The 14,480-nt window shown below is 67.0% G+C and carries 10 protein-coding genes; 4 read left to right on the top strand and 6 right to left on the bottom strand.

Annotated features, from left to right (window positions below):
- Positions 1-54: 54 nt before the first annotated feature.
- Positions 55-1,032, bottom strand: coding sequence for a GMP reductase (locus tag A4F85_RS25135; protein ID WP_013800939.1), 978 nt, complete (start codon positions 1,030-1,032; stop codon positions 55-57).
- Positions 1,033-1,373: 341 nt separating this feature from the next.
- On the opposite strand from A4F85_RS25135, the gene A4F85_RS25130 reads away from it, so the two are divergent.
- A complete protein-coding gene (locus A4F85_RS25130) occupies positions 1,374-3,842 on the top strand; it encodes a UvrD-helicase domain-containing protein (protein ID WP_063328167.1) in 2,469 nt (822 codons plus the stop codon).
- A 24-nt stretch (positions 3,843-3,866) separates the two neighbouring features.
- On the opposite strand, the gene A4F85_RS25125 is transcribed toward A4F85_RS25130, so the two are convergent.
- From A4F85_RS25125 to A4F85_RS25105, 5 genes are all read right to left on the bottom strand, one after another.
- Positions 3,867-4,499 carry a hypothetical protein gene (locus tag A4F85_RS25125; RefSeq protein ID WP_013800941.1) on the bottom strand — a complete coding sequence of 211 codons (633 nt, stop codon included), beginning with the start codon at positions 4,497-4,499 and terminating at the stop codon, positions 3,867-3,869.
- A gap of 275 nt (positions 4,500-4,774) precedes the next feature.
- On the bottom strand, positions 4,775-6,727 hold the full coding sequence (locus tag A4F85_RS25120; protein WP_063328166.1) for a PhoX family protein: 1,953 nt from the start codon (positions 6,725-6,727) through the stop codon (positions 4,775-4,777).
- A gap of 283 nt (positions 6,728-7,010) precedes the next feature.
- The gene (locus tag A4F85_RS25115) at positions 7,011-7,844 is read right to left on the bottom strand and encodes a BPSS1780 family membrane protein (protein ID WP_063328165.1); all 834 of its coding nucleotides are present in this window, start codon (positions 7,842-7,844) and stop codon (positions 7,011-7,013) included.
- A gap of 146 nt (positions 7,845-7,990) precedes the next feature.
- A complete protein-coding gene (locus A4F85_RS25110) occupies positions 7,991-8,947 on the bottom strand; it encodes a homoserine kinase (protein ID WP_013800944.1) in 957 nt (318 codons plus the stop codon).
- 130 nt (positions 8,948-9,077) lie between these two features.
- Positions 9,078-9,449 (bottom strand): hypothetical protein, encoded by a 372-nt coding sequence (locus A4F85_RS25105; protein WP_043825094.1) that lies wholly within the window; start codon positions 9,447-9,449, stop codon positions 9,078-9,080.
- A 72-nt stretch (positions 9,450-9,521) separates the two neighbouring features.
- On the opposite strand from A4F85_RS25105, the gene polA reads away from it, so the two are divergent.
- The 3 genes from polA to A4F85_RS25090 all read left to right on the top strand — a co-directional run bounded on the left by polA (position 9,522) and on the right by A4F85_RS25090 (position 14,455).
- Positions 9,522-12,365, top strand: coding sequence for a DNA polymerase I (gene polA, locus A4F85_RS25100; protein WP_063328164.1), 2,844 nt, complete (start codon positions 9,522-9,524; stop codon positions 12,363-12,365).
- Between the two features lie 57 nt (positions 12,366-12,422).
- Positions 12,423-13,319, top strand: coding sequence for a dienelactone hydrolase family protein (locus A4F85_RS25095; RefSeq protein WP_043825097.1), 897 nt, complete (start codon positions 12,423-12,425; stop codon positions 13,317-13,319).
- A 302-nt stretch (positions 13,320-13,621) separates the two neighbouring features.
- Positions 13,622-14,455, top strand: coding sequence for a ZIP family metal transporter (locus A4F85_RS25090; protein WP_063328163.1), 834 nt, complete (start codon positions 13,622-13,624; stop codon positions 14,453-14,455).
- Positions 14,456-14,480: the final 25 nt, after the last annotated feature.

Below are 14,480 nucleotides of genomic sequence, written 5' to 3'. Positions count from 1 at the left end.
CAGCCGCAAAAAAGGCGGCCGAGGCCGCCTTTGGGGTGCTGGCGCGCAGCGCGCTTACATCAGCAGATGTTCGCCTGCGTTGTCACCGCCCAGGATCACGTAGTTGACCTTGCGGATGTCCATCAGCTTCTTGCCGCCGGAGTAGCTGATCGAGCTTTGCACGTCCTGCTCCATCTCGATCAGGGTGTTGGCCAGAAGGCCCTTGACGGGTTCGAGGATGCGCTTGCCCTCCACGTGCTTGTACTCGCCCTTGTTGAAGTCCGAGGCCGAGCCGTAGTACTCCTTGAAGCGTTGGCCGTTTTCCTCGACGGTCTGGCCCGGCGATTCCTCGTGGCCCGCGAACAGCGAGCCGATCATCACCATGGTGGCGCCAAAGCGCACGCTCTTGGCGATGTCGCCGTGGCTGCGGATGCCGCCATCGGCAATGATGGGCTTGGTCGCCACGCGCGCGCACCACTTGAGCGCCGACAGCTGCCAGCCACCCGTGCCAAAGCCCGTCTTGAGCTTGGTGATGCAGACCTTGCCGGGGCCGATGCCGACCTTGGTGGCGTCAGCGCCCCAGTTCTCCAGGTCGATCACGGCTTCGGGCGTGCCCACGTTGCCGGCGATCACGAAGGACTTGGGCAGCTTCTCCTTGAGGTAGCCGATCATGTTCTTCACGCTGTCGGCATGGCCGTGGGCGATGTCGATGGTGATGTATTCGGGGCACAGGCCTTCGGCGACGAAGCGGTCCACGGTGTCGTAGTCGGGCTTCTTGACGCCCAGCGAAATGGAGGCGAAGCAGCCCTTGCCCTGCATCTCGCGCACGAACTGCACGTTGTCCAGGTCAAAGCGGTGCATCACGTAGAAGTAGCCGTTCTGGGCCAGCCAGGTGCAGATGCTCTCATCCACCACCGTCTTCATGTTGGCCGGCACGGCCGGGATGCGGAAGGACCGACCGCCCAGCTCCACGCTGGCATCACACTCCGAGCGGCTTTCCACGCGGCACTTGCGCGGCAGCAGCAGGATGTTGTCGTAGTCGAAGATTTCCATTTGATTCCAAGCTCCATGAAAGGTCGCGGCAGGAACATCCCTCCGCGATGGGGCGCTTGGCTTGGAGGCCGGTCTTGCGGGCGGCGCGGGCGGGCCGCGTCGCCAGGGCGGCTGTGGCCCGGGCACAAAAAACCGGACCGCAAGAAACTTGGGCCCGGTGATTGATTCTATACGTTGCCGGCGACGGGCCTGGGCACCCTGTCGATATAGCGGTTATAGGGATGGCGTTATGAGCCCGCAAGGGCGCGCTGCGCGGGCTTATTGCGGGCAGATCGCGGGCCGATTGCGGGAAATGCGGCATCGGTTTCCCTGGGGAGCGAGGTGCTTTCTACAATGCCAGGATGTTCCCGATCGATCTGCTCGACGGCGCCTCCGGTGCCGCGCCCGCCCCCAACTCCCCTTTGCTGACCCACCTCAACGAGGAGCAGCTCGCTGCCGTCACGCTTCCGGCCGGCCACGCGCTGATCCTGGCCGGCGCGGGCTCGGGCAAGACGCGGGTGCTGACCACGCGCATCGCCTGGCTGCTGCAGACGGGCCAGGCCACGCCGGGCTCCATCCTGGCCGTGACCTTCACCAACAAGGCGGCCAAGGAAATGCTGGCCCGCCTGTCGGCCATGCTGCCCTACAACGTGCGCGGCATGTGGATCGGCACCTTCCACGGCCTGTGCAACCGGCTGCTGCGCGCCCACCACCAGGCGGCAAAGCTGTCGTCCACCTTCCAGATCCTGGACACGCAGGACCAGCTGTCGGCCGTCAAGCGCCTGTGCAAGCAGTTCAACGTGGACGACGAGCGCTTCCCGCCCAAGCAGCTGCAGTACTTCATTGCCGGCTGCAAGGAAGAGGGCATGCGCCCCGGCGACGTGGTGGCCAATGACCCGGACACGCGCAAGAAGGTCGAGATCTACCAGCTCTACGAGGAGCAGTGCCAGCGCGAGGGCGTGGTCGATTTCGGCGAGCTGATGCTGCGCTCCTATGAGCTGCTGCGCGACGATGCCGCGCTGCGCGCCCACTACCAGCGGCGCTTTCGCCACATCATGGTCGACGAGTTCCAGGACACCAACAAGCTGCAGTACCAGTGGCTCAAGCAGCTGGCGGGCGACATGGTGGATGGCCGCCTGCAGGCCACGGGCAGCGTGATCGCCGTGGGCGACGACGACCAGAGCATCTACGCCTTTCGCGGTGCGCGCGTGGGCAACATGCAGGACTTCGTGCGCGAGTTCGATGTGCGCCAGCAGATCAAGCTGGAGCAGAACTACCGCTCCTACAGCAACATCCTGGACTGCGCCAACGCGCTCATCAGCCACAACAGCCAGCGCCTGGGCAAGAACCTGCGCACCACCCAGGGCCCGGGCGAGCCCGTGCGCATCTACGAGGCGCCCACCGACATGGCCGAGGCGCAGTGGATGGTCGAGGAAATCCAGCAGCTCGTGAAAAAGGACGGCTGGCAGCGCCAGGAAATCGCCGTGCTCTACCGCAGCAATGCGCAAAGCCGGGTGATCGAATCGCAGCTGTTCAATGCCGCCATTCCCTACCGCGTGTACGGCGGGCTGCGCTTTTTCGAGCGCGCCGAAATCAAGCATGCGCTGGCCTACCTGCGCCTGCTGGAGAACCCGCACGACGACACCAGCTTTCTGCGCGTGGTGAACTTCCCGCCGCGCGGCATCGGCGCGCGCAGCGTGGAGACGCTGCAGGACGCGGCGCGCAGCGCGGGCTGCTCGCTGCACGATGCCGTCTCGGCGGTGCCGGGCGCGCCGGGCACCAAGCTCGCAGGCTTTGTCGCCAAGATCGACGTGCTGCGCGAGCAGACCCAGGGCCGCACGCTGCGCGAGATCATCGAGGCCATCGAGGAAGAAAGCGGCCTGCTCGAGCACTACCGCAACGAAAAGGAAGGCGCCGACCGCATCGAGAACCTGCAGGAACTCGTGAACGCGGCCGAGAGCTTTGTCACCCAGGAAGGCTTTGGCCGCGATGCCGTGGCCTTGCCGCTGGACGAGCACGACGGCGCCAGGGCGCTGACGCAAAGCCCCGCCAGCCAGGGCCTGGACCCTGCGCTGCCGCTGCTGGACACGCCGCTCACGCCGCCGGCCGGCGCCGTGGCCGGCATGGTCGATGCCGATACCGGCGAGACACTGTCGCCGCTGGCCGCCTTCCTGACGCACGCGGCGCTGGAGGCTGGCGACAACCAGGCCCAGGCCGGCCAGGACGCCGTGCAACTGATGACCGTGCATGCCTCCAAGGGGCTGGAGTTCGACGCCGTCTTCATCGGCGGCGTGGAAGAGGGCCTGTTCCCGCATGAGAACGCCATGATGGACCGCGGCGGCCTGGAGGAAGAACGCCGCCTGGCCTATGTGGCCATCACCCGGGCGCGCAAGCGCCTGTACCTGAGCCATTCGCAGACGCGCATGCTGCACGGGCAGACGCGCTACAACGTCAAGAGCCGCTTCTTCGACGAGCTGCCCGATGAGGCGCTCAAGTGGATCACCCCCAAGCAGGGCGGCTTTGGCAGCTACGCGCCCCGCCCCGGTGGCGGCGGTGGTGGCGGCTATGGTTCACGCGATCGCGGCGGCTTCGGCAACAAGGCCGAAGGCTGGCGCAGCGAGGTCTTCGCCAGCCCTCCCGTGCCGCCGCAAAAGGCCGCTCCGGGCCACGGCCTGCGCGTGGGCCTGAACGTGTTCCACAACAAGTTCGGCGAAGGCAAGGTGCTGGCCCTGGAAGGCACGGGCGACGACGCGCGCGCCCAGGTCAGCTTTGGCCGCCACGGCACGAAGTGGCTGGCGCTGTCCATTGCCAAGCTCACGGTCGTGGAGTGAGGCGCGGGCTGCCGCGCCCGGCGCTCAGGGCTTGACTTCGAAGCTCAGCGTGGTGGTGTGGCGCACGTCGGTGTACTTCTTGCCGTCCAGCGTGACCGAGCCGTTGTCCACGCGCGCCGTCACCTCCAGCACGTACAGGCCCGGGAAGTAGGGCTTGAAGCTCACCGTGCCGTCCTGCGATGGCGTGAGCGTGCGGTACCAGCCCTCGCTGGTCTGCACGTTGACCTGGCTGGCCGCGACCTTGCGGCCCTTGAACACCAGCTGGAACGTATCGCCGCCCGCCGTGGTGGGCACCAGCTCCAGGTCGTTCACGGCCTTGGTGTCGTTGCGGCCGAAACGGGCCTGGTAGTACGTCAGCACGCCATTGGCGCCGGGGCGCGTGGCGGCGATGCGCACATCGCCCTGGCCTGCGTCCGCGGTGAAATGATTGGCGTCAGCCTTCAGGGGAAGGCTCTTGCCGTCGGGCAGGACCTGCTTGGCGTCTTCCAGGGCCGGCAGCTGTTCCAGCGGCTTGCGCAGCTCTCCGGCATAGGCCCGGGCCTGTCCTGCGTCCTGCTGCAGCCAGAGATAGTCGGCATGCGCGGCCGGCACCGCCAGTGCGGCGGCGGCGGCCAGCCATGCGGCGGTGCTGCGAAGGATGCGGGAAGGTTCGGTCATGGAGTCTCTCCTGTGGTGTGGCTCTGCGTGCGCCTGCCGGGCCTTGAGGGGCGTGATCCGGCGGGGCTGAAGATGGTGCGATGGCGGGCGAGCGACGCCGCAATGCATCAGAAATTATAGCGATCAGGTGAGAATGACTCTTGTTTTGCACGCTAAGAGTCGGGTTCATGACATCCATGCAATTGCGGCGCAGACATGCAAAAAGGCCATGGAAATCCATGGCCTTTGTGTGGCGGCGCCACGCGCCGCAGGGCGGCGGGGCGCTATGGCGGCGGTCAGGCCGACAGCTTGGGCTGGGCAGCGGAGCCGGTCAGGTAGCCGACGGCGGCGCCGAACTTGCCGCGATAGTTGGCGCTGATCAGCGGGTCCAGCGTGGGCTTGACCACGTTGTGGATGGCGCCCCAGTCACCGGCGTGCTGGAAGTTGCTCATGATGTAGGTCCAGCCGTTGATCTCGTCCACGGCATGCAGGCCGGTGGATTCGCCGCCGGCGGGAATCGACATCAGGCGCGACAGCTGCTTGGTGTCGATGTTGTAGGCCCACAGGAAGTTGTTCACGTGCTGGCCGCTGTCCTCGCCGATGAACAGGGTGCGCATCTTCTCCGAGAACTTGAGGTTGTCGGGATTGCAGATCTTGTTCGGGTTGCCGGTGTTGCCCAGCGCGTCGGCGCTGATGTCTTCGCCGGCCAGCAGGGCCTTGGTGTCCACGGGCATCCACTCGCTGTTGATGGCGGCGCCTGCCGTGTCCTTCTGGCCGCCGCGCAGGTTCAGTGCCATCACGGCGCCGGCCTTGAGCTGCTTGGGGATGGACACGCCGTTGCCGGCCACGTTCAGCGCATCACCGGCCACCATGGACTTTTCGCAGTTCTGCAGGGCCGAGTAGGCCACCTTGTCCTTGGCGTTGACGGTCGTGCCTTCCATCTTGGTGAAGCCCATGCTTGCGCCCTTGAAGGCGGCGTAGCGGTGGGTTTCCAGGAAGGCGGCAGCCTTGTCCATGCCGGGGTTGATCTTGATCCACTCGACCTTGCCGTTGGCCGTGATCTTGGTGTAGCTGGCGTCGCCCGGATCGGTCTTTGCCACGGACATGATGTCCGTGGGCTTGAGCGTGTTGGCCAACTGCTCGATCTCGGCGCTGGTGGCCGAGCCCAGCTTGATCCAGGTCAGCGCGGCGGCGCTGCCCGATGCGGGGTCGATGGAGAAGCCCGCGCCCACCTTGGCCACGTACAGCGAACCCGAGGACAGGTCCTTTTCCTTGTCGGCCACGAAGACGAAGTAGCCGCTGTTGGTGGCGTCGTCGCCCATCAGCGCCGTGCGCTGGTCGGGCATGACCTGGACCAGCTCGTGCGAGATGCGGCCCATGCAGAAATGCTTCTTGATGCTGGCCGTGCCGTCCGCGTTGACCGTCACTTCGGGCATGTGGCCGTAGTGGTAGGGGTTGGCCTTGTTCTGGTCGCCATACAGGTTCTGGCTGAAGGCCAGCAGCTGGGCATTGCCGGTGGTGAAGGCGTCGGGCTCGTACTCTTCGCTGGACAGGTGGGTGCCCCAGGGCGACAGGCTGGCGCCGCAGGTGATCCACAGGCCGTGCACCTTGGAGGTGTCCACGTTGTGGTACTTGACCAGGCTGAGCTTGCCGGTGGTCTGGTCCTGGTCCAGCGTCAGCACGGCGATGGGCGAGGGCAGCTTGCCGTACATGTCGGTCTTGCCGTCCTGCGCCCAGGTGGTGTATTCGAACTGCACCACGGCGAACACGGGCTTGCCCTTGACGCCGTCCACCTTGGCATTGGGCACGGTCAGCAGCGAGGTGCCGTCGGGCGAATCGGAGAAGAAGTGGCGCTCGCTGCCGGCCACGGTGCGGTCGATGATCTTGTTGTTGTTGATGTCGTAGTAGCCGCCGGCCAGGATCTTGCCGCCCTTGCCGTCGGACACTTCATCGCCGGTGACGAAGAAGGGCTGGTAGCCCAGGTCGAAGCTCTGCTCGCTGTTGTCGCTGAACTGCACCTTGAGCTGCGAGGCCACGGTCATCCTGGCCATGGCCTGGGGGTTGGCCAGCGTGGGCGCTGCCATGGAGGTGAAGCTGGCCGCCACATAGTTCTTCGCGGGGCCGTCGTCACCGCCGCCGCAGGCGGTCAGCAGGCCGGTGGCGGACACGGCGGAGCCGAGCGGCAGCAGGGGGGCGCCGGTCAGGAATTGCAGCGCCTTGCGGCGGGAGAGCATCGTGGATTGGGACATGGGGCTTCCGTTATGGGTTTGTCAGCGTCAACCCATCGGGGGCGGGATGGGCCGGGATGCCGCCGCGCACTCGCTGGCTTGACATCCGCACGGCATGCTAGGCAGCCGGTGTGACACAGCGATGGCATCCGCATGACGGAACCGTGACAGCGTCATGTGACAGCCGCCAGGTGAGGGGTGCCAGGCGATACGGCCCGTCAAAAAAGCCAAAGAAGAGGCCCGAAGAAAGGTCCAAAGAAAAAGCCCCTTGAAAGGGGCTTTGTGGGGTGCAGTGGCGAAGCGCTCAGCCGGACAGTCCGGGCGGCGCAGGCGGCTCGGTGCCGATGGCGCCGCTGCCATCGCTTTCATCGGGCGCCGCAAAGCAGTCACGGAAGGTGAAGACGATGGAGGTGAAGAACATGGCGGCCAGCAGCATGGCCGTGCCGATCATCAGGCCGTTGGCAATGCTGCCCAGCACCTGGGCCAGCACGGCCGAGATCAGGGCCATCACGATGCCGGCCACGATGAACACGCCCATCCAGCTCAGGCCGAAGACCACCAGCGCGCCGATGTTGCGCACACAGGCCACCAGGCTGAAGAACACGGCCTTGACCGGCGGCACGTTGTGCCAGTGCACCAACCCCGGCGCGTGCCAGAACAGCAGGGACAGCGGCAGGTACAGGCCCATGCTCAGCCACATGGCGGCCTGGAAGTCGGGCGACTCGGCGATCTCGCGCGTCAGCGGCTCGCCGCCCAGGTAGACGTTGGCAAACTGGCCGTCGTCCACGAGCATGGACAGGCCCATGATCAGCAGGAAGCCTGCCGCATACATGGCGCCCAGCGTGAGCATGGAGTTCAGGCGCTGGCGCCCGGTGCGAAAGGCCACCAGCAGCAGGGCCGGCGTGGGCGCACGCCCGTGCGATGCCTCGGCCGCCGCCACCATCATGGCCAGCGAGGTGGCCGGCAGCAGGCCCAGAGCGATCACGGGGCCGATCAGCGGCAGCACCGTGACCAGCGACATGGCCGCCATCGACAGAAAGAACAGCGCCGCCAGTGCCAGCGGCTGCTGGCGGAAGGTGCGGATGCCCTGCTGCACCCATTGCAGGCCGGTACGGGCGGGAACGATGAGAAGTTTCATGGGGTGAGGAAGTCGGGGCGCCTGGATGGGGCATGGCCTCTGGCATGGGCCGCGCCGCTGGCGCCCGAACGGGGACTGTACCCGAGGACGCGCGGCCCGTGGACCGCAAAGCCCTCTGTCGGCCGCGCTGTGGCGGTCTTCGGACGTCAGTCCAGCGCCACCGGGTGGGCCAGGCGCTGGCGCAGCACGCGCTCGAAATGGGTGGGGTCGTGGGGAACGAGCATGGAGGCCTCGCGCGGCAGGTGGAAATCCCACAGGCGGGAGATCCAAAAGCGCAGCGCACCCGCGCGCAGCATGGGGTTGAACAGCTCGCGCTCGGCGGCGGTCAGGGGGCGCACCGACTGGTAGGCGTCGATCATGGCCCTGGCCTTGGTGGCGTCATGGGCGCCGGTGGCGTGTTCGATGCACCAGTCGTTGAGGCACACGGCCAGGTCGAACAGCCAGCTGTCCACGCCTGCGAAGTAGAAGTCGAAGAAGCCGGTCAGGCGCTCGCCATCGAACATCACGTTGTCGCGGAACAGGTCGGCGTGCACGGGGCCGCGCGGCAGCGCCGCATAGGCGGGCGAGGCGGCCACATGGTTCTGGAAGGCCAGCTCGGAGCGCAGCAGGTCGGCGGTGGGGGCGTCTATGTGCGGGATGACCGTGGGCACGGTCTCGTTCCACCAGGGAAGGCTGCGCAGATTGGGCTGCTGGCGATCGTAGTCGCGTCCGGCCAGGTGCATGCGCGCCAGCATCTCGCCCACGGCGGCGCAGTGCGCGGGCTGGGGCGCCAGCTCGCTCTTGCCGGGCAGGCGGTTGACGATGGAGGCCGGCTTGCCGCACACGCTCAGCAGGATGTCGCCGCTGCGCGTCTCAGCCTGCGGGTCGGGCACGGGAATGCCGGCCTGCGCCAGGTGCTTCATCAGGTACAGGTAGAAGGGCAGTTGCTCGGCCGTCAGGCGCTCGAACAGCGTCAGCACCCACTCGCCCTGTTCGGTGGTGAGAAAGTAGTTGGTGTTCTCTATGCCGCCCTGGATGCCGCGCAGCTCCTTGAAGGAACCCAGGGACATGCGGCGCAGCAGCTCGCGCGCGTCTTTGTCGGAGACTTCGGTGAAAACGGCCATGTTGCATTGCCGGCCTTCAGGGCGCGGCGGAAATCGTTGTCGTCAGATATGGAAAGAGGGCAGCGCCGTCAGGTGCTGCCCCCTGGGATGCCGCCGGGCCAGGGGCCCGGACAGTCCAGTCCGGTGAGGATCAGAACTTCTTGAGGTTCCAGACGCGCGTGCCGTTGGTGCCGTCGCCATCGCCGCGGTTGCGCGAGGAACGGGCGCCGTCGTTGGACTGCACTTCATACGAAGGCATGTCGCCGACCTTGGGCTGCACGGTGATGCTGCGGGTCTGGCCGCCCACGCGCAGCTCGTCAACGCGGCTGCCGCCATCTTCCACATGGATGTGTTCCACGCGCTGGTTGGTTCGGTCGCGGCCCTCGGGCTTGGCCGTGTCCGGCGCGGTCTGCTCGGTCGCCGTCGCAGGAGCGGTGGAGGCAGCCGGGGCAGGCGTGGGGTTCTGGGCCAGCACGGAGCTGGCGGCCAGGGTCAGGAAGATGAAAAGTGGAGCGGCGCGCATAGGCTCCATTGTAGAACTTGCAGCGGGCGCTGTCCCGCCCTGTCACCCTGCCGGCGCGTGCACAATCGGCGCATGAGCAATTCCAAGACCCTGGTGCTGATCGACGGCTCCAGCTACCTCTACCGCGCCTACCACGCCATGCCGGACCTGCGCGCCGAGCCCGGCAACCCGGAAAGCCCTGCCACGGGCGCCATCCGCGGCATGATCAACATGCTCCAGGCGATCAGGAAGGAAGTGGCGGCCGACTACGCCGTCTGCGTGTTCGATACCAGCGGACCCACCTTCCGCGACACGCTCTACCCCGAATACAAGGCGCACCGCTCGCCCATGCCCGACGATCTGCGCTCGCAGATCGAGCCCATCCATGAAGTGGTGCGCCTGTTGGGCTGGCCGGTGCTGGCCATCCAGGGCGTGGAGGCCGACGACGTGATCGGTACCCTGGCCAAGACGGCCGCCGCCCAGGGCGTGAACGTGGTCATCTCCAGTGGAGACAAGGACCTGTCCCAGCTGGTGGACTCCCACATCATGGTGATGGACACCATGAGCGGCAAGCGCCGCGACGTGGCCGGCGTGACGGCCGAGTTCGGCGTGCCGCCCACGCAGATGATCGACTACCAGGCCCTGGTCGGCGATGCCGTGGACAACGTGCCCGGCGTGTCCAAGGTGGGCCCCAAGACGGCCGTCAAGTGGCTGGCCGAGCACGGCTCGCTCGACGGCCTGATTGCTGCGGCCGACGGCATCAAGGGCGTGGCCGGCCAGAACCTGCGCGATGCCATCGCCTCGGGCCAGCTGGCGCTGAGCCGCCAGTTGGTCACCATGAAGACCGACTGCGACCTGAGCGCCGAAGTGCCCACCCTGCCGGTGCTCGACGCGCTGGCGCCGCGCGAGCCCGATACCGCGCCGCTGCGCGACTTCTATGAGCGCTACGGCTTCAAGGGCCTGGCGCGCATGCTCGGCGGTGCCGCGCCCGAGCCCGATGCGCTGGAAGCCGTCAAGGCCGGCCGCAAGCCAGCGGCCAAGCCGCGTGCCGACCAGTCCACGGGCGACATGTTTGCCCAGGAGCAGGCCGAATCCGACGACGCCACCACCGAGGCCGAGGCCGTCCAGCAGCGTCCGCTGGACTATGACGTGGTGCTGACCTGGGAAGCGTTCGACCAGTGGCTGGCCAAGATCAACGCTGCCGAACTCACGGCCCTGGATACCGAAACCACCTCGCTGGACGAGATGCGTGCCGAGATCGTGGGCATCTCGCTGAGCGTGGAGCCCGGCGCCGCTGCCTACATCCCCCTGCGCCATGCCGGCCCCGACGCGCCCGAGCAACTGCCGGCCGACGAAGTGCTGCAGCGCCTCAAGCCCTGGCTGGAGGATGCGGCCCGGCCCAAGCTGGGCCAGCACGTCAAGTACGACCGCCATGTCTTCGCCAATGCCGGCATCGAGGTGCAGGGCTATGTGCACGACACCATGCTGCAAAGCTATGTGCTGGAAGTGCACCGCCCGCACGGCCTGGCCAGCCTTGCGCTGCGCCACACCAACCGCACGGGCATCAGCTATGAAGACCTGTGCGGCAAGGGCGCCCACCAGATCCCGTTCGCCCAGGTGCCCGTGGACAAGGCCGCCGCCTATGCCTGCGAGGATGCCGACCAGACCCTGGACGTGCACCGCGTGCTGTGGCCGCAGCTGCAGGCCAACGACGGCCTGCGCGGCGTCTACGAGCTGGAGATCGCCACCAGCGAGGCCCTGTTCCGCATAGAGCGCAACGGCGTGCTCATCGATGCCGCCACGCTGGCCAGGCAGAGCAACGACCTGGGCCAGCGCATCGTGCAGCTGGAGCAGGAGGCCTACGACATCGCGGGCCAGCCCTTCAACCTGGCCAGCCCCAAGCAGCTGGGCGAAATCTTCTTCGACAAGCTGGGCATGCCCGTGGTCAAGAAGACGGCCACCGGCGCACGCAGCACCGACGAAGAGGTGCTGGAGAAGCTGGCCGAGGACTATCCGCTGCCCGCCAAGCTGCTGGAGCACCGCAGCCTGTCCAAGCTCAAGGGCACCTATACCGACAAGCTGGCCCAACTGGCGCTGCCGCGCACGGGCCGCGTGCACACGCACTACGCCCAGGCCGTGGCCGTGACGGGGCGCCTGTCCAGCAACGACCCCAACCTGCAGAACATCCCCATCCGCACGCCGGAAGGCCGGCGCGTGCGCGAGGCCTTCATTGCCGCGCCCGGCCATGTGATCGCCAGCGCCGACTACTCGCAGATCGAGCTGCGCATCATGGCCCACCTGTCGGGCGACGAGTCCCTGCTGCGCGCCTTCCACGAAGGCCGCGACGTGCACCGTGCCACGGCATCGGAAGTCTTCAACGTGGAGCTGGAGCAGGTCAGCAGCGAGCAGCGCCGCTATGCCAAGGTCATCAACTTCGGGCTGATCTACGGCATGAGCAGCTTTGGCCTGGCCAAGAACCTGGGCATAGAGACCAAGGCCGCGGCCGCCTACATCGACCGCTATTTCCAGCGCTATCCGGGCGTCAAGCGCTACATGGACGAGACGGTGGAATTCGCGCGCGACCACGGCTACGTGGAAACCGTCTTCGGCCGCCGCCTGTACCTGGTGGACATCAACGGCGGCAGCGGCCCGCGCAAGAAGGCGGCCGAACGGCAGGCCATCAACGCGCCCATGCAGGGCACGGCGGCCGATCTGATCAAGAAGGCCATGGTGGCGGTGCAGGCCGAGCTCGATGCCAGGCAGTCCGAGGTCCGCGTCATCATGCAGGTGCACGACGAACTGGTGTTCGAGCTGCCCGAAGGCGAGTCGGACTGGGTACGCACCGAGATCCCGCGCCTGATGGCCGGCGTGGCCGACCTGAAGGTGCCGCTGCTCGCCGAGGTGGGCCTGGGACCCAACTGGGACAAGGCACATTGAGCTTCACACAGGCATCGTAGACTTGGCCGGTTCTCAACCACCACCAAGGAGAGATGCATGCGTGACGATCAGCAGCAAGACCTGAAGGCCCTGGTTCCGGGGCGCAGCAGCGAAGAGGGGCCCACGCGGCGCCTGGCATTGCAGACGGCCCTGGGCCTGGGCTATGCCGCAGCGGCCACGCCGCTCATGGCGCAGACCGCCATCTCCACGCCGGCCGACGGCCTGACGGCCGGCGAGGTGCATTTCACCGTGAACGGCTTCAAGGTGCCCGCCTACCGCGCCGCGCCCGCGGGCAAGAAGAATGTGCCGGTGGTGCTGGTGATCTCCGAGATCTTCGGCGTGCACGAATACATTGCCGACACCTGCCGCCGCCTGGCGCGTGCCGGCTACCTGGCCATTGCCCCCGATCTGTATGCACGCCAGGGCGACCCCAAGACCTATACCGACATCGCCAAGCTCATGAGCGAGCTGGTCTCCAAGGTGCCCGACGAGCAGGTCATGGCCGACCTGGACGGCGCCGTGCAATGGGCCGGCACCCAGGGTGGCGATACGGCGCGCGTGGCCATCACGGGCTTTTGCTGGGGCGGGCGCATCACCTGGCTGTATGCGGCCCATGGCCCGGTCAAGGCCGGCGTGGCCTGGTACGGCCGGCTGGAAGGCGCCAAGACGGCGCTGCAGCCACGCCATCCGCTGGAGCTGGTCTCCAGCCTCAAGGCGCCGGTGCTGGGCCTGTATGGCGGACAGGACACGGGCATTCCGCTGGAATCCGTGGAGCGCATGCGCGAGGCGCTCAAGCAGGGCTCGGCAGCGGCCAAGGCCTCGGAGTTCGTGATCTACCCGGAGGCGCCGCACGCCTTCCATGCCGACTACCGGCCCAGCTACCGCGAGCAGGCTGCGCGCGACGGCTGGCAGAAAATGCTGGCCTGGTTCAATAAGCATGGGGTGACCCCCTGAGCGGCTGCGCCGCTTCCCCCTCTCTCGCTTCGCGGGAGGGGGACGACACCCTCGGTGCGGGGCGGCCCTTCCTCGGTGTCCCTGGTGTGAGGACGCGCCAGTTTTTAAGGTATTGCTGACTGGCTTTCAACTTTATTCGCGCAGGGGGGCTTGACAGCTTCTGTAGGCTGAAACCGAGGGCACCCGACACCGTGGCCTGCTTCCTTCATGGGATCGCAGGCCACGGCTGCGATGGGGCCTGTCTTTCTGCGAGAATTCGCGGGTTTCGCCTGCAAGGGCATACGGTTGAAGCACAAATCGCTATGACATTGATAGCAATCATTCTGGCCACCCTGGCCGCCGGTATTGGCAGCGTCTGGGTGGCCGCGTTGTTGATGGGGCTGGGAGGCAATCGCTCGCCGGGCATGATGCCGCAGCGGCTGTTGAGCCTGGCGGCGGGCGCGCTGCTGGCCACGGCCTTCATGCACCTCTTGCCCGAAGCCTTCGAGAGCGAGGCCGGGGCGCATGACCTGTTCGTGACGCTGCTGGTGGGCCTGGTGTTCTTTTTCCTGCTGTCCAAGGCCGAGCTGTGGCACCACGGGCACGAGCACGGCGCGCCGCCGGCCCATGAGCACGATCACCACGATCATCACGATCACCAGGGCCACGCCCATGACCATTCCCATGATCACCATCACGGCCACCGCCACGGCGGCTGGGCGGTGCTGACCGGCGACAGCGTGCACTGCTTCGGCGATGGCGTGCTGATCGCCTCCGCCTTCATGGCCGACATGCGCCTGGGGCTGATCGCGGCGGTGTCGGTGCTGGCCCACGAAGTGCCGCACCACATGGGCGACATCGTGGTGCTGCGCCAGTCCAGTTCCAACCGGCGCGTGGCGCTGATCAAGGTGTCCATGGCCGGGGCCGTGACCACGCTGGGCGGCATTGGCGGCTATTTCCTGGTGGGCCAGCTGCAGGAACTGCTGCCGTACTTCCTGGCCGTGGCCTCCAGCAGCTTCATCTACGTGGCGCTGGCCGACCTGATTCCCCAGCTGCAAAAGCGCCTGAGCGCACGCGAGACCGTGGCCCAGGTGGGCTGGCTGATGCTGGGCATCGTGCTGGTCACCGTGGTCAGCCGCGCGGCGCACGCGCACTGAGGCTGATGTTGAGGCCGAGGCGCGG

It is taken from the genome of Delftia sp. GW456-R20, from assembly GCF_001622915.1.
Taxonomy (GTDB): Bacteria; Pseudomonadota; Gammaproteobacteria; order Burkholderiales; family Burkholderiaceae_C; genus Comamonas; species Comamonas acidovorans.
Note: the sequence above shows the minus strand (reverse complement) of the source record. Positions and strands in the feature narration are given on the sequence as shown.

What these genes read in the sequence shown, in the direction of transcription:
- A4F85_RS25090 (WP_063328163.1), top strand. Translation starts at nt 13,622, where the DNA reads ATGACATTGATAGCAATCATTCTGGCCACCCTGGCCGCCGGTATTGGC.
- polA (WP_063328164.1), top strand. Translation starts at nt 9,522, where the DNA reads ATGAGCAATTCCAAGACCCTGGTGCTGATCGACGGCTCCAGCTACCTC.
- A4F85_RS25105 (WP_043825094.1), bottom strand. Translation starts at nt 9,449, where the DNA reads ATGCGCGCCGCTCCACTTTTCATCTTCCTGACCCTGGCCGCCAGCTCC.
- A4F85_RS25125 (WP_013800941.1), bottom strand. Translation starts at nt 4,499, where the DNA reads ATGACCGAACCTTCCCGCATCCTTCGCAGCACCGCCGCATGGCTGGCC.
- A4F85_RS25115 (WP_063328165.1), bottom strand. Translation starts at nt 7,844, where the DNA reads ATGAAACTTCTCATCGTTCCCGCCCGTACCGGCCTGCAATGGGTGCAG.
- A4F85_RS25095 (WP_043825097.1), top strand. Translation starts at nt 12,423, where the DNA reads ATGCGTGACGATCAGCAGCAAGACCTGAAGGCCCTGGTTCCGGGGCGC.
- A4F85_RS25120 (WP_063328166.1), bottom strand. Translation starts at nt 6,727, where the DNA reads ATGTCCCAATCCACGATGCTCTCCCGCCGCAAGGCGCTGCAATTCCTG.
- A4F85_RS25135 (WP_013800939.1), bottom strand. Translation starts at nt 1,032, where the DNA reads ATGGAAATCTTCGACTACGACAACATCCTGCTGCTGCCGCGCAAGTGC.
- A4F85_RS25130 (WP_063328167.1), top strand. Translation starts at nt 1,374, where the DNA reads ATGTTCCCGATCGATCTGCTCGACGGCGCCTCCGGTGCCGCGCCCGCC.
- A4F85_RS25110 (WP_013800944.1), bottom strand. Translation starts at nt 8,947, where the DNA reads ATGGCCGTTTTCACCGAAGTCTCCGACAAAGACGCGCGCGAGCTGCTG.